Source organism: Alteromonas macleodii, assembly GCF_903772925.1.
Taxonomy (GTDB): domain Bacteria; phylum Pseudomonadota; class Gammaproteobacteria; order Enterobacterales; family Alteromonadaceae; genus Alteromonas; species Alteromonas macleodii_A.
In genome coordinates this window covers 3,973,584-3,998,126 of the sequence record NZ_LR812090.1, presented here as the reverse complement: position 1 = coordinate 3,998,126, position 24,543 = coordinate 3,973,584, and the positions used below count along the sequence as shown (strand labels likewise).

Genomic DNA, 24,543 nt, shown 5'->3' with positions numbered 1-24,543 from the left:
CATGGACGTTCAAACTTTAACATTCATTATCGTTGGCGCGTCGTTCGCGCTATATATTGCAATTGCAATTTGGGCACGCGCTGGGTCGACGAATGACTTCTATGTAGCGGGTGGTGGCGTGCCCCCTGTTATGAACGGTATGGCTACAGCGGCAGACTGGATGTCGGCTGCATCGTTTATATCAATGGCGGGTCTTATCTCATTTATGGGATACGACGGTGCGGTATACCTTATGGGCTGGACCGGCGGCTATGTTCTACTCGCACTTTGTTTAGCGCCTTATCTACGTAAGTTCGGTAAGTTTACGGTTCCTGACTTTATTGGTGATCGTTACTACTCACAAACAGCACGTACCGTTGCGGTATTTTGTGCCATCTTTGTTTGCTTCACATACGTCGCAGGTCAGATGCGTGGCGTAGGCGTGGTATTCAGCCGTTTCTTAGAAGTTGATATTGTGTCTGGCGTTGTTATTGGTATGGTTATCGTGTTCTTCTACACCGTACTTGGCGGCATGAAAGGCATTACCTACACTCAGGTTGCTCAATATTGCGTAATGATTTTTGCGTACATAGTACCTGCCGTATTTATCTCAATGATGGTTACCGGGCATATCCTTCCACAAACCGGTTTTGGTGCGACCTTGGCAGACGGTTCGGGGGTGCATATGCTGCAGAAACTCGATAATTTATCCGTCGAGCTCGGGTTCAATGAATACACCTCGGGGACAAAAAGTACTATCGATGTATTCTTTATCACCTTTGCACTAATGGTGGGTACTGCGGGCCTTCCACACGTAATTGTTCGCTTCTTTACTGTGCCTAAAGTTCACGATGCGCGTAAATCAGCAGGTTATGCATTAGCATTTATCGCCATTCTTTATACTACAGCACCGTCGTTAGCAGCATTCGCTCGTGTAAACATGATTGAGACCATCAATGGTCCAGAAATGACGGGCACCAGCTATGCAGAAGCGCCGTCGTGGATTAAAAATTGGGAACAGACTGGCCTTATCGCGTTTGAAGATAAAAATGGCGATGGCAAAATGTTCTACTCGGGGGATGAGCGCAACGAAATGAAAGTTGACCGCGACATCATGGTATTGGCTAACCCTGAAATTGCGAACTTACCAGCATGGGTGATTGCGCTTGTCGCGGCAGGTGGTGTGGCAGCAGCCCTTTCTACCTCAGCGGGCTTACTGTTAGTCATTTCCACCTCTGTATCCCACGACTTACTGAAGCGAAACTTTATGCCGAATATTACGGATAAAGCCGAGCTGATGTACGCCAGATTGGCGGCAGCGGTAGCTATTGTCATTGCAGGTTACTTTGGTATCAATCCGCCCGGATTTGTGGCGCAGGTGGTGGCCTTTGCCTTTGGCTTGGCGGCATCGAGTTTCTTCCCAGCCATTATTATGGGTATCTTTAGCAAGCGCATGAACGACAAAGGTGCTATTGCGGGAATGATTTCAGGCATTGTGTTTACTGCGGCTTATATTATCTACTTTAAATTTGTAAACCCAGCTGCTAATACGCCTGACAACTGGTGGTTTGGTATCTCTCCTGAAGGTATTGGTACTTTGGGTATGATGGTGAACTTCATTGTTGCTTTCTTAGTGTTTAAAGTAACAGATGAAGCGCCTGAAGAAATTCAAGAGCTGGTTGAGAGCATTCGTTATCCTAAGGGAGCGGGTGAAGCATCAGCGCACTAAGTTAGTATTGCCTAAAGATAGGCTTTAGCAAAATAAAACCAATCTACTGGCGAAAGTGAGTAGGTTGGTTTTTTCTTTTTGTGAACTGGACAATTTCTATGACTGCAATGGCTAAACAAGTTGAAGACTTTCTTAATGCTTCCGCGCCTTTTGACTCGCTGGACAAAGAGCAAAAGCAGCAGCTTATAAAACACACCGAGCTAATCTATTTGACCGCTGATAATGTGGATCAAGTTCTAAAAGATAAGGTCGCGCTGTTTCTTATTCAAAGCGGCCAGTTCTCAGTGAAAGACTCTGATGCACCCATTCAACATTTAAGTGAAGGTGACTATTTCGGTTACGCAAACCTAATAGAAAAGCGAAATTTTCCACTAAGCATAACGGTGGATAGCCCTGGGTTGGTTTATTGCTTTGATGCGCGAGCTGTAGAACCTTTACTGGAAATACCTACCATACGGCATTTTTTTGATGGCCTTAGCAATAACTCGCTGCAAAGCCATGCCATTGCAGATAGTAATTCAATGTGGCTTTACAAAGGGCTTCTAGAAGTTATCGAAAAAGCCCCTGTTTCTGTCGAGGCTCAAACTTCAATCACGGTGGCGGCCCAGTTAATGACATCGCAAAAAGTATCTTCTTTGCTAGTAACTGAACACGAGAAGCTAATTGGTATTATCACTGACCGCGATTTAAGGTCGAGAGTAGTGGCAGCCTCTTTAGACACTCACCTTCCGATTAGCCAAATAATGACAGCTAACCCGGCTCAAATTATGGGGAATAGGACCTTATTTGACGCGCTAGCGCTAATGACTGAAAAAAACATTCATCACTTGCCCGTTATTGATCACCAAACGCTAGTACCCCTTGGCATGGTAACCGCCAGCGATATCATTCGTCATCAGCGAGGAAACGTACTCTTCATTATTGGTGAATTGAGCAAGGCCGAGAACCTTTATGAGCTTACGCGCCTGTCGTGGCAACTGCCTCATTACTTTTCGGCCCATGCAAAAAAAGCGGGTGATTACGACATTGCTGGGAAAATATTGTCACAAGCAACTGACATCATGACCAGAAAGTTAATTGGCTTTTTCCAACAAGCTAACGGTAAAGCTCCCATGATGTTCGCGTGGTTGGTATATGGTTCACAAGCCCGAGAAGACCAAACTATGGGCTCAGATCAAGACAACGGGTTACTTCTTGCAAAAACACCTACCGAAGTGCAAGCCGAGTACTTTTCGAATATGGCAGAGTACGTATGTAACGGGTTGGCGAAGTGTGGCATTAAGCTTTGCGATGGCAATATAATGGCCAGTAATCCTAAACTAAGGTTATCCCTTGATGAGGCACTCGAAGAAGCTAAACAGTGGGTAAAAGCGCCCACTAAAGATGCCATTATGCACTTCAATATCTTTTTGGATGTGCGATGTGCTGCAGGTGATGTAGGTTTGTTTAAGCAGCTTCAAAAACAACGCGCTCCATTAATGCAACAAAATATGTTTTTAGCAGCCCTTACCAGACATAGTAACGAAATATCGGTGCCGCTTTCTATGTTCCAGAAGTTTGTTTATGAGAAGGGAAGAAAAGAAAAAGACGTTATTGATCTAAAGACCCGTGCTGTCGCTTTAATCAACAACATAGCAAGAATTTACGCGCTGGCTGATGGTGTGACTTTACCCAACACTCTCGCACGTCTTGAAGCGTTATCTGCTCGCTCCCAACTTTCAAAACGCGATGCAACGAATCTTAGCGATATTTGGCTATTCCTTAATCGTCTGCGCTGGCGTCATCAACTTGAAAATAAAGTTACCGACAATCGCGTGTCCATATCAAGCTTATCATCAATTGAAAAACATCAGCTCAAAGCCGCATTCAAAGCAATAGAACGAACAAATCAAGCTATGGTGATGAAGTTTTCAGGTGGCGTGAGTTAATCGATATGATTAATAGATGGATAAAGGCGTGCGTACAGACGTTTGTGGGTAACACTACGTTGAAACGGCACGTTCGTGAACACCACGTTTACAATACATTGTTTACCGCAGTTGATTTGGAGCTTACGTCGCTTAACCCTTCAACTACGCAAATTACTTCCGTGGGTTATGTGAGCGGCACGGGGGGCCGTATCGATTTGTCGACGAGCGGTTATCATGTCATCAATACCACCGCGAACTTAGGGCAAAGCCCTGTGATTCATGGGTTAACCCCTGACATCTTGCAAAAAGGCGAATATTTAGAAGTGGCGCTGCGTGCGCTCATACCGTTATTTCAACAACAAATACTTATTTTTCACAACGCTAGGCTAGACTTAATGGCGTTAAACAAAGCTTTTAAACAGTTTGCTGTACCAAAGTTAGAGGTGTTTTACATTGATACCCTTCAGCTTGCGCTATATCAGCTAAACAAGCAGCATCAAGTTTTGCCAAGCAATAGTGCCACGCTAAGCGTGTGCCGCCAACGCTTAAGCCTTCCAGCATTTAATGAACACAATGCGCTAGATGATGCGTTAGCTACATTTCAGCTTTTCCTTGCTCAGTTGACAGAATTAGGCGTAGCAAAAGAGGCTACGCTCGACTGTCTACTTCATACCGGGGCTGTTGGGCACATTCAGCTAGGCGGCAGCTAGAAACTTTTTATCGTTTGTGATGAGCGAGAGATCTTTGCTTTTTTAGTAGGCGTAAGTGAAGGTGATACTAACCGATTCCGGCCGGACGTTTTGGCTGCATACAAGTTTTTATCCGCTTCCAGCATGACATAATCAATCGTTTTATCATCGTTGGCGGTTTTTATCGCTAAGCCAGCGCTCAGTGTTATACGCCCGTACTCAGACGAACTATGAAGAATGTTGAGGTCGTAAACGGTTTGTAATAGGCGCTCGGCAACAGCTACCGCCCCCTCTACATCGGTGTTTGGTAAAATTACCAAGAACTCTTCACCACCAATTCTCACCAATTTGTCCATAGGACGAAGGAGTGCATCGTTTATCGTTTTACTAACCTTCCATAAGCAGCTATCACCATCCAAATGTCCATACATATCATTGAATAGCTTAAAGTGATCCACATCAAATATAACCAAAGACAGTGGGGTAGCGTTACGTTCGGCGTCTTTAACTAAACGGGGGAGGTAGTCGTCTAGATAGTGTCTGTTGTAGGCTCCAGTTAATTTATCGATATAAATTAGTGTTTCTAAAAAATCACTTCTAAGCTTGTGTTGGAGATGCGACTTTACGCGATTACGCAGCGTACAAGCATTTACAGGTTTTACCACAAAGTCTACACAACCAGAGTCCCAACAACGGGATTCTTCCTCGTCTGTTGACGAAGAGGTAACGAAGATAATAGGTATGTGTTCACAAGATGGCTTTTGTCGAAGCAGCGCTGTGGTTTCGTGCCCATCCATTTCTGGCATGGAAACGTCCATTAGGATTAGGTCTGGCTTGTTATGCTTGCAGTACTCAATGGCTGCCTTTCCTGAATGCACAGAAAAGCACTCTACTATTTCATCGAGTAGTGTTTCTAAAATAAGTCTACTGCTAGCTTGATCGTCGACAATCAATACACTGCAATCAGCTAAAGTCCGATCGCCGACTTGGTCAATGTACACTGGTACTCCTAAACACATATGTGAGTGTTCAATTAGTAAGAATACGCCTGAATTTCGAAAAAAACATTAATCAAAAGTGTAATATTCAAGCGTAGGATTCATCATCATGGTTATCTGCTTCTCTAGAAAAACCTTTAACAAATAAAGCATTTTCTAAAGCTTAGAGATTACTGTTTTGTGTGATTTTTGTACAGCTTAAGATGTCGCTAGTTAGAACAATAACTGAAATAACGCCAGCACATAAACGCCAAGCGTACATAGAACGCCTAGCATATAAAAATAGCTCCTTGGGCTAGGGTTCTTTTCTGTGGCAATAGCATAGTACAGAACCATATGAATAATACGACTTAGTGCGTAAGCCCAAACCAAAATGGCGAGTACGTCTGTTTGCGCGCCAAGAAATATGCAAAGTAGGGCGGGCAGCACAAATTGGTGAATATTTTCAAGCGAGTTATGAAAGGTTCTGTGGCTTCTAAACACAAAACTATCATGGCTTAGTTCCTCGCTGACTTTACCGGGTATGTAGCGAGTCTGTTTTCTATGCGCCACAGCGGCAACAATGTTTTGAACGAAAACCGTAAAGCTAATGACTAATAGTCCAGCAATGCTGTATGTGTAAACCGTAAACATATGAACTCCTTTTCTTGTCCAAAGATCAAGGCCAATTATTTAAAGCTCTAATGACATTGATATTTATTTGTTCAACTAACGCGTTTGTAGTACTGATACGATGAAAACTGCGTTTCGTATGATTTTGTTTACGAAGAAGTTAGTGGGAGAGATCGGAGACAATTTTGAGAAAAGCAAAGATCAACTCCAGGCGATCTTTACTTTTCTTAGAAACACATCTTATAAAGAGGCTTTTACATCCTCTGGAAGTAATACCGTATCAATAACGTGAATAACACCCTTGCTAGTCATCACATCAGCCTTAATAACCTGAGCACCGTTTATCATGACTTTATTCATAGTAGTAGACACCATAACTTTACTTCCCTCCACCGTAGTGGCATCAGAAAGCGCGGATACGTCTTTTGCGATAAAAGCCCAAATGTGCATGATGTAAATAAAATGTAAAAAATGGTTTAACTGCTATAATTTTAAACTATCGAGTAACTAAAATAGGTGCCTGATATGAATACTCGACTAGTTTTAATTTGGCTACTTTGTTGTTTTTTAAGTGCTTGCCAGTCTACCGACGAGCAAAATGTAGCATCGCCGCCTACCTTATTAAACGATAGCCTATTTCCGTCGTATCATTTGTTTCCCGTAGAGACCATCGACGAAATTTTTTACTTAGGTGAAGACGCTCAGTTTTTTGCTGAAAAAGCGGTGCATAACAAAAGCACTTTGCAGAAAAACGTTAAGGGTTTAGTGAAAGCTATTTTTGACCATTCAGATTACGGCATGCTTTATCGCAATAGTGCGAATACCACAGCAGACACTACGTTTAACAATCGCGCGGCAAACTGTTTATCCCTTTCAATTATGACCTATGCGCTTGCTGAACACGTGGATTTAGTCGCGACCTTCTATGAGGTAGATATTCCAGAATATTGGACACGAAGAGAAGGGTATAGCCTGCTAAATGGGCATATTAATATGCGAGTTTCAATGCCTGAAGTCAACCACGTAACATCAATTGGAGGTTCATGGGCGGACGTAGACTTTGACCCGCAAATGTTGCGCAACTACTTCCCCAGAAAGCCGGTATCGAAAAACAAAATAGTGTCTATGTACTACAACAACAAAGGAGCAGACGCGTTGGTTGCGAATAGTTACACAAGGGCTTACAGCTACTTTCGTGCCGCTGCTACATTAACTCCTGAGTTACAGCAAAGTTGGGTTAACCTTGGCGTTTTATACAGAATGGTTGACGCTTATGAGCAGGCTGAGATGACTTACAAGCATGCACTCTCACTGGATGATGAAAACCTCACAGCTTGGGAGAATTTATCCATTCTCTATACTCATCAAGATAGAGATGAAGAAGCAATGCAGATCACGCAAATGGTTGAAGCAAAGCGTAAAAATAACCCTTTTTATCATTACATATTGGGCGAGCAGGCGTTTGAGGCTGGCGACATTATTGCTGCTATAGAGCATTATAGAAAAGGACTAAAGCTTGATAATGCGCGCCACGAGATTTTATTCGGCATGGCAAAAGCGCATCACGAGTTAGGGGATGTTAGCGAAGCACAACGTTTTTTAGAGAGGGCCGTGAAGCATTCACCAAATCAACAGGAAAAACAGCGCTATTCTTCTAAATTAGCGACCTTGGCAAGCAACTAAAAAAAAGCCGCAGACTAGCTGCGGCAAAAGAATAACACTACAAAAGGAACTTAATTTATATAACGCCCAGCTCACGAAGGCGCTCTTGCAGGTATGACCCTGCAGTATGACGTTCTGAAAGAACAACATCTGGTCTAGGGTGTAAAAATAGTGGCAGTGAAATACGAGATTTCGTCATATCAGTGCCATCTGGGTTTACAACCCTATGCGTAGTTGATGGGAAATATCCGCCTGATGCTTCTTGAAGCATGTCGCCAATATTCACAATCAAGTTCCCAAAATCACAAGGAACGTCAATCCAACTACCGTCTTTAGCTTGTACTTGCAATCCAGGTTCGTTAGCTGCCGGTAAGATAGTAATTAAGTTAATATCTTCGTGAGCAGCAGCGCGAATTGCATCTACTTCTTCATCACCTTTTAGTGGTGGGTAGTGCAGTATACGTAGCAAGGTTTGATCAGAATCTTTGATCATGTTACCCAGCGGTTGACTGTACTTATCACTCACCTCTGAAGGAGAATGTTTTTCTATCCAACCCAGTAGCTCTTTCGCCAGTGTGTTTGCTTCCTCATAGTACTGAGAAATTTGTGGGTGTAGTGCTTCTGGACACTGTCCCCACGGATAGAAGTGGTAATACTCTTTAATATCTTTTTTCGTAAAGCCTTTGGCCACCTCAGATACACTCTGAGGGAAAAATCCGTCTTGTTTACCTTTGTTGTACAGGTAATCATTCTTCTCTTCACTGTCGAAGAAGCCCTGCCAATTGTCGTAAATACCTTGAACTAATGACTGCTGGATAGGGTGATTCTTTAAAACACCGAACCCTGTCTCGCGAAGTGACTTCACGAATTCTTCTTGTGCGTTTTCCGCTTGGTAATCAACAGCAACTAATTGCATAACTTTATCCCGTATATTTTGACTGCGGCATTATAAAGGTAGACGGGCTACAGAAAAAAGTCGCAGAAATTGACATAAATCAACCCCGCGAGGAATTTGCGCGTAATTTACAGAAACCTGACCAGTTAGTCTAGTAAAATCTTGACCAACTGGTCCAAATTAATGAAATTTAACCAAGAGAGAGGTAAAAGCCCGCTAGCGCGGCACTCATTAAGTTAGATAACGTTGCAGCAATAACAGCTTTTAGCCCCAGTCTCGCAATTTCTTTTCTGCGTGTTGGTGCCATAGCACCAATTCCACCCATCAAAATAGCGATAGAAGAGAAGTTTGCAAAACCACAAAGTGCAAAGGTGATAATGGCCTGAGATGCTTCAGATAGCTGTGATTGGTTTTCTAAGAAGTTGAGGTAAGCAACAAATTCGTTGACCACCATTTTCTGACCAATGAAGCTACCTGCAAGTTGTGCTTCCTCCCATGGTACGCCGATTGCCCATGCGAGAGGTTGAAGTACATAACCCAGGATCCCTTCAAACGTAACGTTTTCATAACCAAATAGCGCTGCCGTCCAGCCGATAAGGCCGTTGAACATGGCAATTAAAGCTATGAAAGCGAGTAGCATGGCACCTACGTTTAACGCAAGCTGCATGCCTGACGCTGCGCCACTGGCGGCAGCATCAAATACATTGGCGTAGCCGGTGTCTTCCGCGTCTACGTCATGTAAATCTTCATTAGGCTTACTGGTTTCAGGCAAAATGATTTTTGCCATTAATAAGCCACCTGGCGCAGCCATAAAGCTTGCTGCCAATAAGTATTTAAGGTCTACACCCATGCCCGCGTAGCCTGCCATGACAGAACCAGCAATTGACGCTAAACCGCCTACCATAATGGCAAACAGCTCAGAGCTTGTCATGTGAGGGATGAAAGGGCGAACAACAAGAGGGGCTTCGGTTTGGCCGACAAAGATGTTAGCGGCAGATGACATGGATTCAGGTCGACTGGTACCCAGCGCCTTTTGTAAGAAGCCACCGATAACTTTAATGATAACTCCCATCACTTTAAGGTGATAGAGCACTGCGATAAGGGCTGAGAAAAAGACAATAACGGGAAGTACGTTAAAAGCGAATATGAATGCTATTGACTTGTCGCCAATAGGGCCAAACAGGAAGTTTATGCCCTCTTGGCTGTAAGCAATAATATTAGCAACAAACTTGGTTGCACTTAACAATACCTCTTTACCTGGTTCAGAATACAGGACAAATGCGCCAACTGATGCTTGAATAGCAAATGCGCCACCAACGGTGCGCCAATTTATACTGCGTTTCGCCGATGATAACGCGAAGGCAATACCCAGAAGGACTGCAATGCCCAGTAAACTTACCATAGTAATGTTTCCTTAAAGAAGCGCTTGCTGAATGTGTGATTTGATCACATCTAATGCAATTTGGTTTTTGCCACCTTGCGTCACTACTACGTCGGCAGTGAAGCGGCTCGGTTCGATAAATTGATGATACATAGGTTTTACAGTTTCTTCGTACTGCTTTGCCACTGACTCAATGCTACGGCCACGTTCTTTCAGGTCTCGCATCATTCGGCGCATCAAACAAATATCAAGAGGAGTGTCGATAAAGATTTTTACGTCATATAGAGGTAATAAATCGGTACGCGCAAGCAACATGATACCTTCAAGGATGATAACTGGCGCTGGGTTAAGGCGTTCAGTTTCAGGTAAGCGCGTGTGCGTTTTATAACAGTAGTGTGGATAGTCAATAGGTTGGCCATCACGCAATGCTTGCAAGTGCGCTTTCAATAGCTCGTGTTCAAACGCATTTGGATGATCGTAGTTATTCTTCTCACGCTGTTCCATGGGAAGGTGATCTTGGGCGCGATAGTAGTGATCTTCGCGCAGCACTTGAACAGGGCGGCCTTGAGCACTGAAGCCGTTAAACAAATTTTTTGTAAAAAGAGACTTCCCAGAGCCAGAAGCTCCAGAAATGGCAATAATTAGTGGCGATTGCATAGTACTATAAAGCTGGTTTTGTTGGTGCAAAGATACGCGTTTAGGACTCGCGAATCAATGTTATATTCACAAGTTCTCACTTTTGGGCGCGGTCTTTGCTAGAACTTTATTGTATTTTCAAGGTATTGCGGGCTGTTTTATAAACTCGCATAAAATACAAAAAAGTTCTCCAAGTGGTCAGTTTTTAATTAGTTACCAATAATTTCGATATCCTCTTCTTTTATCGGTGGCAATGCATAAGAGTGTTGCTTTGAACGTGAACCTTCACCCTGAGCACGAGGTGGGTAATACTTCTCTTTTTCTTCATTGTAAGACAAGAATAGCTCATCAAGGGCGGCTCTTATTTCACTTAACGTTTTATCTAGGTTTGCGTTGAAATCAGGGCGCTTTCGCTTCGTATGGCCAAGTTCGATAAGCCGCCCAAAACTTTTGTTTGCCAATGCAAGCAATTCAGGAGGTACATCCTTGTGCGGGGGAAGTGGAGTATCTGAATACTCTATACAATATTTTACTAAAGCAGTATAGAAACATAATGGTTTGTTTTGAAGGGTAACCACTTTATCGTCTACGCCGTTAGAAATTGTTTTGTTTTGCAAATTTATAATAAGCTTTGGAGAAGGAGGTATTTCTTCCTCAAGCGCTTTTTGAGTCTTTTTCGTCTTATTCGAAATAAAGAATAGCGGTGAAATAACCAGTGATGCTAATAAACTGGTCCAGCTGAAAGTTAAAGCGCTAAACGGTGTTTTGCTGCGCAAGACAACGAGAATTTCTTGTTCTGCGTTAACGAAGCGTGAGAAAGTTTCGCTGGGATAGTGAACGAAACTTTCTGTACTTGTTTCTATCCCCTGAATCCCTTTAACAATAACTGGGTAATCATTTTGTTTGAGGTTGCCGTTTAATCTATTCATATAGCGTTGAATAGCAAATTGATTGACCGGCGTATTAAGCGTCTTATTTCCAACATCTAAAAAGGCACTGTCTAAACTAATTCGTCTCTGAACATTATCGACCGCTTGATGTATTGAAGATTGAAAAGAGAAATATTGTGCGACTATAGCAACACACTGTAGCGCCAAAATTAAGGCCAAGACGTTAACAGCAATCAGGGGATTAGACTTAAAATAAACCTTTTTATTACGCATTAGTTACACCCCTGTTCTAACGTAATAGTTTTGTAATAAGGCCTGGGGTGAGACATCGCTATGTCATGAATTACAGACTGCATTGCACAAAACAAGTCGGTGTTTTGCGTTTGCATTTTCAAAAACCACTGCATCCCGCTTACGCTTTCTAATATCGGCGTAGCGTAGTTGCGTGAAAATCTTTCCTTATCTTCTTCTGCCCAATACGAAGAAATAATATCAACATCACCAGCAAGTAGAGCGCGTCTCAGCTCTTGGTGAGAGCTGAAATAGACAATATCGACATTATTGTCACTCAGACCAAATTTTTGCATTACGGTCTTCGGAACAATATGCCCCGAGCGACTACTTGGATAATCTAATAGGCCGATGCGTTTTCCTAAAAGGTATTCTTTTGAAAGGGTTGGCTTTTCTCTTAAAGCAATAAAAAATGCCGAGTAATTAGGATGCGACGCTATTTTAGTTAAGCCATAAATCTGGTCCGCTCCAAATGCATCAACTACATTGCTTTTGACTAAAGCTAAATCAACAACGCCGTGGTTTATATAGCGAAAAGTGTCGTAATCGCCTTGTCCGATAATTATTTTGACCTCTCCATATTGGCGTTTGATTGTTTGGTTATTGCACAACTTTGCCTTCGCTAATTCAGCAATTTCACCATCAGTCACGTAAACAGAAAAAATATCAAAATTCTCCGCAAGTTCTGTCTTGCAGCTTAAATATTGACCAGTTTGGGGGGCTATATCAGCATAAAATGCCGAACTTTGGGAATAATTTATCAAGCCGCAGATAAATGCAGCAATAATAAAAAATATCCATTTTCCAGTAGTAACAATTCTGAAATTCGTCAAAAAAACGACCAAATGAATTAACGATTTATGTAGTAATTTCATCAGCTAAGGTTATTTATTGCAATAGGTAAATTTATTTTAATGAGTTATGTTGTTGATATTAAATGTTTTATTATGGGTAAACCTGATTTTTAATAAACGCTGTTTATTAGTCGTATATCTGTCAAGAATAGCTTCAGCTAATCGGAATGAGTTATCGATAATAACAATAAGTAAATTAACTTGACCATATGGTCAAGAAATAAATTGCAAACTCAGTAGCCTCGGGCGATTAGCGCTAAATAAAAATGTAAAACTGTAATAAAACTGACACGAATGTTTACGACAATTTGTGACATCCGAGTTTAAACACGGCTTAATTGTGGTATTTTTGCTCTACACTAGACCGTGTAAAAAAGAATTTAAACAAAAAGGGAAACACACATGAGCTCATCAGCTAAATTCAGTCGCATTGCGGCTGCGGTTGCGCTGTCAATCGGTTTGTCGACCACTGCAATGGCGCAAGAAACGTCATCCGGTGTTCGAGGTACTATCGTGAACGAAAGCGGTGCTATCGTTGAGGGTGCGGTTATCACTGTCACAGATACTCGTACTGGCCAATCTCGTACCTACAACTCTGAGAGTAACGGTGCGTTCAGTGCACGTGGTCTACGCGTTGGTGGACCTTACACTATCAGCGTAACTGACAGTGAAGGTACACGTACGGTTAAAGATATCTTTCTGACCCTAGGTGAGACATCAAATATTGAAATTTCACTTCAACCAGCAGATGTAGAACGCATTGTTGTTAGCGGTTACGCATCTGGTGTTATGACTGAAGCAACAGGTCCAGGCGCTTCTTTTGGCTTTGAACAACTTCAGTCTCAGCCAAACGTTGATCGTGATATCAAAGATGTAATCGCTATTGACCCTCGTATATCTATCGACCCTACGAATTCTGGCGCAATTGGTTGTGCAGGTGTGAACAACAGATTTAACAGTCTGACTGTAGATGGCGTAAAGCAGAATGATAACTTTGGTTTAAATGCAAACGGATACCCGACTGAGCGTCTTCCTTTCCCATTTGATGCAATTGATCAAGTTGCAGTAGAACTAGCACCATTTGATGTTCTTTATGGCGGTTTCACTGGCTGTACTATCAATGCGGTTACGCGTTCTGGTACCAATGAAGTTCACGGTAGCGTATTCTTCGACTACACTAACGACTCTCTTCAGGGCGACGAAGTAGACAGCAACGAATTTGTTGTTCCAGCTTTTAACGAACGACGCTACGGCGGTACTGTAGGGTTCCCTATTATTAAAGACAAGTTGTTCTTCTTCGGTGCTTTTGAAAAACATGAGCCAGTAGACGTTATCGAGTTTGGACCTGAAGGAGCTCCAGTACTGAATGAAATTGAAGGCCTAACGTCTGAAATTTTAGACAGAGTATCAAGCATTGCTAGCGATGTTTATGGTTATCAAGTTGGTGACGTTCTAAGTGCTCTTGATCTTGAAGAAGAGAAAGTGCTTGCGAAAATTGACTGGGAAATCAGTAACGATCACCGAGCTCAAATTACCTATCAAAACACGAAAGGTTTCACACTTTCTACAACAGGTTTGGGTAACGATAGCTTTGCGTTCTCTGATCGTTATTACCAAAGAAGAAACGAGTTAACGACTTACGGTGTTCAGATTTTCTCTGATTGGAACTCTAAATTATCGACTCAGTTCCGTGTTAACCGTGCAGAAGTTGTAAATGGCCAGACTCCTGGCTCTTCACAGCCAGATTTTGGCGATATCACTATTTTCAACGCGGCACCGGGTGTTGACGTAAGTATTGGTGTTGATCAATTCCGTCAAGCGAATCAGTTAGATTACGATACAGACAATTATGTATTCATCGCAAACTATTTTGAAGGTGACCACGAATTTACAGCAGGCGTTGAGTACGAAAACGTGTCTGTTTTCAACTTATTCGTTCCAGGCAGTCAAGGTATTTTTGAATTTGATTCACTAGAAGATTTCGAAAATCAACAAGCTAGCCGTATAGCCTACAACATTCCTCCATCTTTGGATGTAAATGACGGTGCTGCTGAGTTTGATTTCCGTACGTTCACTGCTTACTTCCAGGACCGTTGGATGGTTAACGCTGATCTAACCTTAACGCTGGGGCTGCGTTATGATAAGTATACTTCTGATAGCGACCCTATTGAGAACAGCCGTTTTGAGCAACGCTATGGTTTCTCAAATGCGCAAGGTCCAGACTTCGACCTAATTCAACCTCGTCTAGGCTTCAACTATATCTATGATGATGAAACATTCATTTATGGTGGCGTAGGTCTGTTTTCTGGTGGTAACCCTAACGTATGGTTGTCTAATAACTATTCTAACAATGGTGTTTCTATCCGTGGTTCAGAGTTTGAAGGTGATTCTACCGATCCTCGAGTTCTAGCAGCACTTGATGGGACAAACACAGCAAACTTTGGTTTTGAATTACCAGCGCTTGCTACTGATCCTGAGTTCTTTGTTGGTGGTGATGGAGCAGTAAATGCGCTAGACCCTGACTTTGACGTGCCAGCACTGTGGAAATATAATATCGGTGTTCAACATGAGTTAGATGCTGGCTTGGTTTTGACCGCAGATATTATTTATACACGCGAAAAGAATCCTGCTATGAGCATTCCGCTCAACATTCGCAACGCCGGTACTGCACCTGACGGTCGTCCGGTTTATCAAGATTTTGATGCTCTGGACGCAGATTGTCAGGCAGATCCAACAAGCTCTAACTGTGGTCGTTCAGGTACAGATTACTTGTTAACAAACAATCCTGATGAAGGTAGCGGGTGGGTTTACACGTTCACTGCACAGAAAAATTTTGAAAACGGCTTTAACGCAACATTTGGTTACTCGCATCAAGATATTGAGCAAGGTAGCCCAATGAACAGCTCAACTGCTAGTTCAAACTACGGTAACCTCTCTGTAGCTGACTTACAGAGCCCTGGGGTTGCTACAAGTAACTATCAGATTGAACATCGTTTTACGCTTAACTTAAGCTATACGCATGAGTTCTTTGACGGTTATGCAACACGCTTCAACCTATTCGCAACTCGTCGTAGTGGTCAAGTGTTTAGCTATACATTTGACGGCGATCCAGGATTTGGTGATGAACGTTTCTTCGAAGATCGTAACCTTCTTTACGTACCTCTAGAAAACGATCCGCTAGTAAATTACGGGCCAAATTTTGACCAAGCTGCATTTGATAGATTCATTGCAGATGCTGGTTTAGAGGGCTCACGAGGTACTATTGTTGACCGAAATGCACAAGACTCAGATTGGGTTTCTCGTGTGGACTTCCGTGTTGCACAAGAAATCCCTGGTTTCATGGAAGGGCATGAAGGTGAAATCTTCTTCGCTATTCGTAACCTAGGTAACTTGCTGAACGATCAATGGGGCGTACTGCGTCAAGTTCCTTTTGAGTATAACGAGCCAGTTGTAGATGCTGAGTTTGCAGACGGTCAATATACTTTCACAAACTTTGATGGACCTAGTGGTCAGCGCATCGATACTGAAGCGTCTGCATGGTCTGCACGTGTGGGTATTAACTACCGCTTCTAATAGCGTTAGCTAATTACTCAGACTACAAGTTGTAGTGTTAGGTGCCACTTTCCTTAACAGGAAGTGGCACTTTTTTATGCCTGCGATTTATCTCACACACAAGCCGCTAATCGATCACTGTGATTGCTTATGATCTAAGTTCCCCCACCACACGAACTAACTGACGAGAAAACTTTTAAATGCTCGCAAGGAGGGCTTATGACAAAACGTATGCTAATGGTAATGACGTCTCACGAAATTATGGGTGATACGGGTAAGAAAACTGGCATGTGGTTAGAAGAGTTCGCAGCGCCATATTACGCATTTAAAGACCAAGGCTATACGATTACGCTGGCATCGCCAATGGGCGGGCAAGTACCTATTGACCCCAATAGCCTTGCAGATGATGCGATGACAGACGACGCAATACGGTATACAAAGGATGAGTTAGCGCGTAGTGCTATCGCCTCGACCATACCGCTTGAAGATGTGCGTGCAGATGAGTTCGACGCCGTATTTTACCCTGGTGGCCATGGCCCGTTATGGGATCTTTCTGATAACGCGCACTCAATTAAATTAATCGAAGACACGATAGCGGCGAATAAACCTGTTGGTGCAGTGTGCCACGCTCCAATCGTGCTTAAAGACGTTAAAACTCCAGATGGCAAATACTTAGTTGATGGCAAACAAGTAACGGGGTTCTCAAACAGCGAAGAAGCTGCAATGGAACTTACCGACGTTGTACCTTATCTGGTTGAAGATGAGCTAGTTAAAAAGGGCGGTAAATACGAAAGTGCGGATGATTTCGCCGTCAAAGTGTTTACTGATGGTTTGTTGGTAACGGGGCAGAATCCACCGTCATCACGCCCCGCAGCAGATGCAATAATTAAGCTTTTATCTTAGGATAATCTTAGCTTATAACGTATTGGGAAACCGCATCTTGTATGCGGTTTCTTGTTTTTTGTTTGTCAGCTTTTAGTTGCCTTAACTAAACATTTTCAAACAAATCTTCAACGCGTTGTCTTAATTCTTCAATTCTTGTCACGTCAGCAGGGGCAATGAAAATAGTGTCATCACCTGCAATAGTCCCTAATACGCCGTCTTTTTTACTCAATGAATCAAGTAGACGAGCGATAAGCTGTGCTGCACCTGGGCTAGTTCTAATGATAACCATGACATTGTTGTGCACAATATCTAATACCAACTGTTTGAGCGGGCTTTTGGCGGTAGGCATACCTAATTCAGGAGGCAAACAGTAAACCATGTCTCCTCGTGCGTTTCGGGTTCGTACTGCACCAAACTTACTTAGCATTCTAGAGATTTTGGATTGGCTGATATTGTCAAAACCTTGTGCTTTTAAAGCGTCAACAATCTCGCCCTGCGAACCATAGTTTTCTGCTTTTAGGATTTCTTTAAAAGCTTTGATGAGTTGCTCTTGTTTTGCGTTTGCCATTAGCGCTCTTTTCTTTTTTAAGTGTTATCGTAAGGAATTGTATTTAGTATGCGTATATTGTGCCGTACAGGTAGACTTTGCGCAATTTCTTTGCATAATCATTCATGATAATGAATATCGAATGAAAATCGCCATAAATAACGTTAATAAGACGATCCGGTGATTGAGTTTTCCCCCGCGTTGCATTAGTGTGACGTTCCGTTTAAATACGTGAAGTAATCCCATAGGAGAAATGGTATGAAAGTAGCCGTGTTAGGTGCTGCCGGTGGTATTGGTCAGGCGCTGTCTTTGTTGTTGAAAACACAATTGCCAGCAGGTTCAGATTTAGCGCTATATGACGTTGCGCCAGTTGTTCCTGGTGTTGCCGTTGATTTGAGCCACATCCCCACTGCGGTAAAAGTAACCGGTCACGGTAAAGATGACCTAGCTGATGCACTTACTGGAGCAGACGTAGTTCTTATTCCAGCGGGTATGCCTCGTAAGCCAGGTATGGATCGTTCTGATCTGTTCAACATCAACGCCGGCATTGTTAAAAACCTAATCGAAGGTGTAGCTGATAACTGCCCGAACGCGTGTGTTGGTATCATCACTAACCCAGTTAACACTACTGTTGCTATTGCAGCTGAAACGCTTAAAGCTAAAGGCGTTTACGACAAGAACAAGCTTTTCGGTGTAACGACACTAGACGTTATCCGTGCTGAAACTTTCGTTGCTGAACTTAAAGATGTAGACGTATCTTCTGTGCACGTACCGGTAATCGGTGGTCACTCTGGTACAACTATCCTTCCTCTTCTTTCACAAGTTGAAGGCGTAGAGTTTACAGACGAAGAAGTATCTAGCCTAACTACTCGTATCCAAAATGCGGGTACTGAAGTTGTTGAAGCGAAAGCTGGCGGCGGCTCTGCAACCCTTTCAATGGGTCAAGCAGCAGCTCGTTTCTGCCTGTCTCTAGTTGCAGCAATGCAAGGTGAGAACGTTGTTGAGTACACTTACGTACAAACTGACGACAGCGACGACGCAGCATTCTTCGCACACCCAGTACGCCTTGGCGCAAACGGTGTTGAAGAAATCTTGCCATACGGTGAGCTAAGCGCGTTTGAAGAAAAAGCGAAAAACGACATGCTTGAAGGCCTACGTGGCGACATCAAGCTTGGCGTTGACTTCGTAAACGGCTAATAGTGCCTTTGGCGGGTAAGCCTGAAAAGGCAACCAAAATATAGGCCCGCCGTGAATACGTCCATGTAGGCTTCGCCACCGCTTTCCTGCGGTGGAGAGCCTATATTTTAATAACCTTCACAGGCCTTATTGCAAGTTCTCATTTCTATAGATAACAATCACTCTTTTAAGACCTTACGTATTTCTGCCTCTTTTGTCGCGTCTATTTAGGCTTCGCCACGGCATTCTTGGCACAGGAGAGCCTACTTATCAAAGCCCCGCCAACTTCAAACTCCCCGATAGCCTAATCACTTAAGTTCTTTTGAAAAGAGCAATCTGTTACAACCTTATATATCTAGAATTTTTGTTGTCTGTTTATCTTCATTCAGCTGCAGTAGCGCTAACTCAGATTTATCTAAGTAAATCAGCATATTTACCCTAAAACCTAGCTATAAAACTATGCGTTCAGCCTTTAGGTGAAACGGCGTTTATCTTCTTTAAGTTACTACCTAGGCGAACAGAAAATGCATAATCAATTAATTACTTACGAACTATCGCAACATACAAATTATCGCTATTTTGCTCATTATTACATGACAAACGAAAAGGGTGGCGTTTCTCTCAAATGATCTTATATGGGCAAGTGCTCGTATTGTGAATTAATGCTTTGAATTATGGCAAAGCGTAAAACTTTGACTATGCTTGAAAAACGCTTTTTTGATGTCGAAGGTGATGTCGCAGCGTAACTCCATAGGTCAATCCTATAACTTAACTAACGTGTGAGTTGTATAACGCAAACGAACAGGCAAAGAGGATGTAATATGAGCAATGCAAAGTTAGGTGATGTGAATGATTCGGCAAAGAAATGCCCAGTCATGCATGGTGGTTTAACAGCCACCGGGACAACAGTAATGGACTGGTGGCCTGAAGCCTTAAACTTAGACATTCTTCATCAGCACGATACGAAGACAAACCCAATGGGAGAAGACTTCGATTACCGTGAAGAGGTTAAAAAGTTAGATTTCCAGTCACTTAAAAAAGATCTGACCGATTTAATGACAGATTCACAGCCTTGGTGGCCAGCAGATTGGGGGCACTATGGCGGCCTTATGATCCGTATGTCATGGCATGCGGCAGGCTCGTACCGAATTGCAGATGGCCGCGGTGGCGCTTCAACTGGGAATCAACGTTTTGCACCGCTTAACTCTTGGCCTGATAACGTTAACTTAGATAAAGCTCGCCGTTTGCTTTGGCCAATAAAGAAGAAGTACGGCAACAAATTAAGCTGGGCTGACTTGTTTGTTCTTGCTGGAACCATTGCTTATGAAAGTATGGGTCTTAAAACCTATGGTTTTGCCTTTGGCCGAGAAGATATTTGGCATCCAGAGAAAGACGTTTACTGGGGGGCTGAGAAAGAGTGGTTAGCGCCCAGTGATGAGCGCTATGAAGATGTTGATAGCCCTGAAACCATGGAAAACCCGTTGGCCGCGGTACAAATGGGCCTTATTTACGTAAACCCTGAAGGCGTTAATGGTAAGCCTGATCCACTTAAAACGGCAGCTCACGTACGTGAAACTTTTGCGCGTATGGCAATGAACGACGAAGAAACCGTTGCGTTAGCCGCGGGCGGTCACACGGTCGGTAAATGTCATGGTAACGGCAGTGCAGAAGCATTAGGACCCGATCCAGAGGCAGCAGGTATTGAAGAAGCAGGTCTTGGTTGGATGAATCACGAGAGCCGCAGCATTGGCCGCGATACCGTATCAAGTGGTATTGAGGGAGCGTGGACAACGAATCCTACCCAATGGGATAACGGCTATTTCCATCTGTTACTTAATTACGATTGGGAACTAAAAAAGTCTCCAGCGGGCGCTGAGCAGTGGGAACCAATTAACATTAAGGAAGAAGATAAGCCTGTTGATGTTGAAGATCCATCAAAACGCTATAACCCTATTATGACCGACGCCGATATGGCGATGAAGATGGACCCAGAATACAGAAAAATTTCTGAAAAATTCTATAACGATCACGAATACTTCAGCGAAGTGTTTGCTCGCGCATGGTTTAAACTTACTCACCGCGATCTAGGACCAAAAGTTCGTTACATAGGGCCTGATGTACCAGAAGAAACGTTAATTTGGCAAGACCCGGTTCCTGAGGGCAGTACGTCTTACGACGTTGATGCGTTGAAGAGTAAAATTGCAGAGTCAGGCCTATCTGTTGGCGATATGGTAGCAACAGCGTGGGATAGCGCTCGTACCTTTAGAGGGTCAGATTTACGTGGAGGCGCTAATGGTGCGCGAATTCGTTTAGCTCCTCAGAAAGATTGGGAGGGCAATGAGCCTGAGCGTCTTAATAAGGTGTTAGAGGTTCTTGCTCCACTTGCTGATGCGGCGGGCGCAAGCCTTGCAGATACCATCGTTTTAGCAGGTAATGTCGGCATAGAAAAGGGTATTGAAGCGGCAGGCTTTAACGTACCTGTTCCTTTCTCACCTGGACGCGGCGACGCCACTGACGACATGACCGATGCTGAATCGTTTGATCCGCTAGAGCCAATTGCAGACGGCTACCGAAACTACCTTCAAAAAGACTTTGCTGTTAAACCTGAAGAGCTGATGTTAGACAAAACCCAACTACTTGGTTTAACTGCAAAGGAAATGACGGTGCTCGTTGGCGGTATGCGTATGCTTGGCACTAACTACGGCGGAAGTAAACATGGTGTATTCACCGACAACGTGGGCAAGCTAAGCACGGATTTCTTCGTCAATCTTACCGACATGAAATATACGTGGAAGCCGACTGGGAAAAACAGCTACGCCATTGTCGATAGAGCATCAGGTGACGAAGTGTTTACCGCTACACGCTTTGACTTAGTGTTTGGTTCAAATTCAGTGTTGCGAGCATATGCTGAGCTATACGCGCAAGATGACAGCAAAGAAAAGTTTGTAAAGGATTTCGTTGCTGCGTGGACAAAAGTGATGAACGCAGACCGCTTCGACCTTACCTGCTAGTACGTGGTACTTATCTTTAGTGTAAGTAAAAACACGTAAGCAATAAAAAGCCCGCTTCATTTTGATGAAGCGGGCTTTTTTATATTATTGCTTAGCGAAGCGAGAGGTGACCAACATAATAAAGCTGTATGCGTCAATTCAACCACTTCGCTAACACAGTGCTTAACCTGTGTTACGCATACCAATAGCGATACCAGTTATCGTTACCATCATAGCACGCTCTAAACTGGTGTTTTGCGCATCGTCACCGGCTTTACGGATACGATCTAGAAGCTCAATTTGCAAGTAATGAAGCGGTTGAAGATACGCTGCACGGATCTCCATCGACTCTTTACCTTGCGGGTCGTTCTTCATAATGTCGTCATCGCCTGTAATAGCCAACAGCGACGAGATGCTTTCTTTAAGTTCGCTGCGCAGCGCCTCACCAAAGTGTTTAAGCTCTTTTGGTACTAAGCGCTCGTCATAAGCTTCGCTGATACGTGGGTCAGCTTTATGGAACACCATGTCGAGCATAGAAAGACGTGAACGGTAGAATGGCCATTCGCTGAACATCTCATTAACCACTTTTTCGTTCTCAGGAGTCTTCACGCTATCAATAGCGCGCATAACGCCTAACCAGCTTGGCAGTACCAAACGGGTTTGTGCCCAGGCAAATATCCATGGGATCGCACGTAGGCTCTCAATACCGCCTTGAGGCTTACGCTTTGCAGGTCGGCTACCTAGTGGTAACTTACCTAATTCCTGCTCTGGTGTAGCCACGCGGAAATAAGGTACAAACTCTTCATCGTGACGTACAGTTGCACGGTAGTTATCACGACCTTGCGCTGCCATTGCGGTAATAAGCTCACGCCACTCTTCTTTTGGTGCCGGAGGTGGGAACAACATGGCTTCAATAATGGCGCTGGCGTAAATACCTAGGCTGCGTTTAGCCAGTTTAGGCATACCGAACTTATAGCGAATGGTTTCGCCCTGTTCTGTTACACGGAAACCGCCTTCTAGTGAGCCAGGAGGCTGTGAGTAAATAGCAGCGTGTGCTGGCAATCCACCACGACCAATCGTACCGCCACGCCCGTGGAACAGGGTGAGGCTTACGTCGAATTCTTCTGCAATGGCAACCAATGCTTCTTGCGACTGATACTGTGCCCAGCCAGCAGCCAATGCACCTGCATCTTTCGCTGAATCAGAGTAACCGATCATAACGAACTGACGGCCCTTCACGTAACCGCGATACCAGTCGATAGACAGGAGTTTGCGCATTACATCTGGTGAGTTGTTCAAATCGTCAAGCGTTTCAAATAGTGGTGCTACCGGCATCGGCCAGTCTACACCGCTTTCTTGAAGAAGCAGCTGAACCGCCATGACATCTGATGGCTCACTTGCCATAGAGATAATGTAGATACCAAAGCCATGCTTGCTGTGTTTTGCAATGACCTTACAGGTCTCAAGTACTTCTTTTACATCGTCAGATGCATCCCATTGAGCAGGGAACAGAGGACGTTTCGAACCAAGCTCGCGCAATAAGAATGCTTGCTTGTCGGCTTCGCTCCACTGTGCGTAATCGCCTAAGCCTAAATAGCGAGTGAGTTCGCTAAATACGTCTGCGTGACGCTCAGAGTCTTGGCGCACATCAAGACGTAGAAGATGAATACCAAATACGCGAGCACGGCGAATGGTGTCTAGAAGTAGGCCATTAGCAACAACCTGCATACCGCAGTCTAATAGCGACTGATAGCAAAGCATTAACGGCTCGATAAGCTCATCGTCGCTTTCTATCCAGTTAGACGTGTCCGGGTTTTTACCCGCAAGATAGTCGGCAATGCCGTCACGAGTAGCAATAAACTTATTAACCAACGGGCGAAGTAGGGCGCGGTACGGTTCGTTTGCATCGCCTACTTGTTCACGTAGTTCTTCGTTGCAATCGTACATTGAAAGTTCTACTTGCAAACGATCAAGGTCGATAGCGAAAAGTTTAGCCGCGCGCTTTCTTGCCAGCAGCAATACTTGCTCAGTTACTTTCGAAGTAACAAATGGGTTACCGTCTCTGTCTCCACCCATCCAAGAGCTAAATTGTACTGGTGACGAGTCTAGCGGTAGCGATACGTCGTAGTCTTCGTTTAAACGACCATCAAGCTCGCGCATGAAGTCAGGTACCGCTTCCCACAATGAGTTTTCAATGACCGAGAAGCCCCAGCGCGCTTCATCAACAGGCGTCGGGCGCACTGAACGAATTTCTTCAGTGTGCCAAGCCTGTGCAATAAGGTCAGCGATGCGTGTTTCTATCTTTTTACGCTCAACATCACTTAACGATGCTTGATGCACAGCCTGAAGACAATCCGCTAGCTCTTTATGTTTATGAATAAGTGTACGGCGCGTAACCTCGGTAGGGTGCGCGGTTAATACAAGATCAATGTTTAGTTTTGCAACGGCGTCTTGTACTTTGTCAGCAGTCAGTTCTGCTTTATCTAGGTGTTTAAACAGAGCATCTATCGATGCATCAACATTCATCGCCGCGTTGTATTCTTGCTCGGCAATATTACCTAGGTTCAAGAATTGTGCGAAGGCACGACCAACAGTAAGCAAATCGCTGTCAGACATTGTTTTGAAAGTTTCTTTCAGTTCTTCGCTACAGGTAGCGTCTCCCTGATAAGAAGCTCGGCCGCCTTTTCGAATCTTTTCAATACGGTCTAACCACTCCTGACCTAATTGATTTTTGATTGTTTCACCAAGGGTTTTACCAAGGTATCGAACGGTATCTTTCAGTTCAGCATCGTAGTGTGTTTGCATGCTTTCCTCCTAAATATATGGGCCTAACCATACTGTGTCCTTTGCGACTTGTCTAACCACTT

General features: G+C 43.7%; 18 protein-coding genes. 8 read left to right on the top strand and 10 right to left on the bottom strand.

Annotation, left to right across the window (positions count from 1 at the left end; all coding sequences use genetic code 11):
- Position 1: 1 nt before the first annotated feature.
- The 3 genes from PCAR9_RS17120 to PCAR9_RS17110 all read left to right on the top strand — a co-directional run bounded on the left by PCAR9_RS17120 (position 2) and on the right by PCAR9_RS17110 (position 4,328).
- The gene (locus PCAR9_RS17120; protein ID WP_179984656.1) at positions 2–1,708 is read left to right on the top strand and encodes a sodium:solute symporter family protein; all 1,707 of its coding nucleotides are present in this window, start codon (positions 2–4) and stop codon (positions 1,706–1,708) included.
- Between the two features lie 98 nt (positions 1,709–1,806).
- Positions 1,807–3,636, top strand: a complete 1,830-nt coding sequence (locus PCAR9_RS17115) for a putative nucleotidyltransferase substrate binding domain-containing protein (RefSeq protein ID WP_179985268.1) — start codon at positions 1,807–1,809, stop codon at positions 3,634–3,636.
- 5 nt (positions 3,637–3,641) lie between these two features.
- A complete protein-coding gene (locus tag PCAR9_RS17110) occupies positions 3,642–4,328 on the top strand; it encodes a 3'-5' exonuclease (RefSeq protein WP_179984655.1) in 687 nt (228 codons plus the stop codon).
- Here the strand turns inward: PCAR9_RS17110 and PCAR9_RS17105 are convergent.
- The 3 genes from PCAR9_RS17105 to PCAR9_RS17095 form a co-directional block, all read right to left on the bottom strand.
- On the bottom strand, positions 4,325–5,308 hold the full coding sequence (locus PCAR9_RS17105) for a GGDEF domain-containing response regulator (protein WP_179984654.1): 984 nt from the start codon (positions 5,306–5,308) through the stop codon (positions 4,325–4,327). The two genes, PCAR9_RS17110 and PCAR9_RS17105, sit on opposite strands and share 4 nt — an antisense overlap.
- 210 nt (positions 5,309–5,518) lie before the next feature.
- A complete protein-coding gene (locus PCAR9_RS17100) occupies positions 5,519–5,938 on the bottom strand; it encodes an MAPEG family protein (RefSeq protein WP_179984653.1) in 420 nt (139 codons plus the stop codon).
- A gap of 219 nt (positions 5,939–6,157) precedes the next feature.
- On the bottom strand, positions 6,158–6,367 hold the full coding sequence (locus PCAR9_RS17095; protein WP_232091243.1) for a fasciclin domain-containing protein: 210 nt from the start codon (positions 6,365–6,367) through the stop codon (positions 6,158–6,160).
- Between the two features lie 75 nt (positions 6,368–6,442).
- On the opposite strand from PCAR9_RS17095, the gene PCAR9_RS17090 reads away from it, so the two are divergent.
- Positions 6,443–7,600, top strand: a complete 1,158-nt coding sequence (locus PCAR9_RS17090; protein WP_179984652.1) for a tetratricopeptide repeat protein — start codon at positions 6,443–6,445, stop codon at positions 7,598–7,600.
- A gap of 55 nt (positions 7,601–7,655) precedes the next feature.
- Here PCAR9_RS17090 and PCAR9_RS17085 read toward each other — a convergent pair whose 3' ends face one another.
- The 5 genes from PCAR9_RS17085 to PCAR9_RS17065 form a co-directional block, all read right to left on the bottom strand.
- Positions 7,656–8,495: an isopenicillin N synthase family dioxygenase gene (locus PCAR9_RS17085; protein WP_179984651.1), complete on the bottom strand. Its 840-nt coding sequence runs from the start codon at positions 8,493–8,495 to the stop codon at positions 7,656–7,658.
- 169 nt (positions 8,496–8,664) lie between these two features.
- Entirely contained in the window at positions 8,665–9,876 is a 1,212-nt protein-coding gene (locus tag PCAR9_RS17080; protein ID WP_179984650.1) for a NupC/NupG family nucleoside CNT transporter, read from the bottom strand.
- Positions 9,877–9,888: 12 nt separating this feature from the next.
- Entirely contained in the window at positions 9,889–10,512 is a 624-nt protein-coding gene (gene udk / locus PCAR9_RS17075) for a uridine kinase (protein WP_014950808.1), read from the bottom strand.
- 188 nt (positions 10,513–10,700) lie between these two features.
- Entirely contained in the window at positions 10,701–11,654 is a 954-nt protein-coding gene (locus tag PCAR9_RS17070; protein WP_179984649.1) for a hypothetical protein, read from the bottom strand.
- Positions 11,654–12,547 carry a PhnD/SsuA/transferrin family substrate-binding protein gene (locus tag PCAR9_RS17065; RefSeq protein ID WP_179984648.1) on the bottom strand — a complete coding sequence of 298 codons (894 nt, stop codon included), beginning with the start codon at positions 12,545–12,547 and terminating at the stop codon, positions 11,654–11,656. The genes PCAR9_RS17070 and PCAR9_RS17065 overlap by 1 nt, the downstream gene beginning before the upstream one ends.
- A 381-nt stretch (positions 12,548–12,928) precedes the next feature.
- Here PCAR9_RS17065 and PCAR9_RS17060 point away from each other — a divergent pair, with 381 nt between their 5' ends.
- Positions 12,929–16,099: a TonB-dependent receptor gene (locus PCAR9_RS17060; protein WP_179984647.1), complete on the top strand. Its 3,171-nt coding sequence runs from the start codon at positions 12,929–12,931 to the stop codon at positions 16,097–16,099.
- 198 nt (positions 16,100–16,297) lie between these two features.
- Positions 16,298–16,981: a type 1 glutamine amidotransferase domain-containing protein gene (locus tag PCAR9_RS17055; protein ID WP_179984646.1), complete on the top strand. Its 684-nt coding sequence runs from the start codon at positions 16,298–16,300 to the stop codon at positions 16,979–16,981.
- Positions 16,982–17,066: 85 nt separating this feature from the next.
- On the opposite strand, the gene argR is transcribed toward PCAR9_RS17055, so the two are convergent.
- Positions 17,067–17,531: a transcriptional regulator ArgR gene (gene argR, locus PCAR9_RS17050; RefSeq protein WP_179984645.1), complete on the bottom strand. Its 465-nt coding sequence runs from the start codon at positions 17,529–17,531 to the stop codon at positions 17,067–17,069.
- Positions 17,532–17,768: 237 nt separating this feature from the next.
- On the opposite strand from argR, the gene mdh reads away from it, so the two are divergent.
- Together mdh and katG are read left to right on the top strand one after the other, a co-directional pair.
- A complete protein-coding gene (mdh, locus tag PCAR9_RS17045; protein ID WP_015068149.1) occupies positions 17,769–18,707 on the top strand; it encodes a malate dehydrogenase in 939 nt (312 codons plus the stop codon).
- Between the two features lie 800 nt (positions 18,708–19,507).
- Entirely contained in the window at positions 19,508–21,697 is a 2,190-nt protein-coding gene (gene katG / locus PCAR9_RS17040) for a catalase/peroxidase HPI (protein WP_179984644.1), read from the top strand.
- 162 nt (positions 21,698–21,859) lie between these two features.
- Here the strand turns inward: katG and ppc are convergent, their stop codons facing one another.
- Complete coding sequence (ppc, locus tag PCAR9_RS17035; RefSeq protein WP_179984643.1) at positions 21,860–24,481, bottom strand: phosphoenolpyruvate carboxylase; 2,622 nt, start codon at positions 24,479–24,481, stop codon at positions 21,860–21,862.
- Positions 24,482–24,543: the final 62 nt, after the last annotated feature.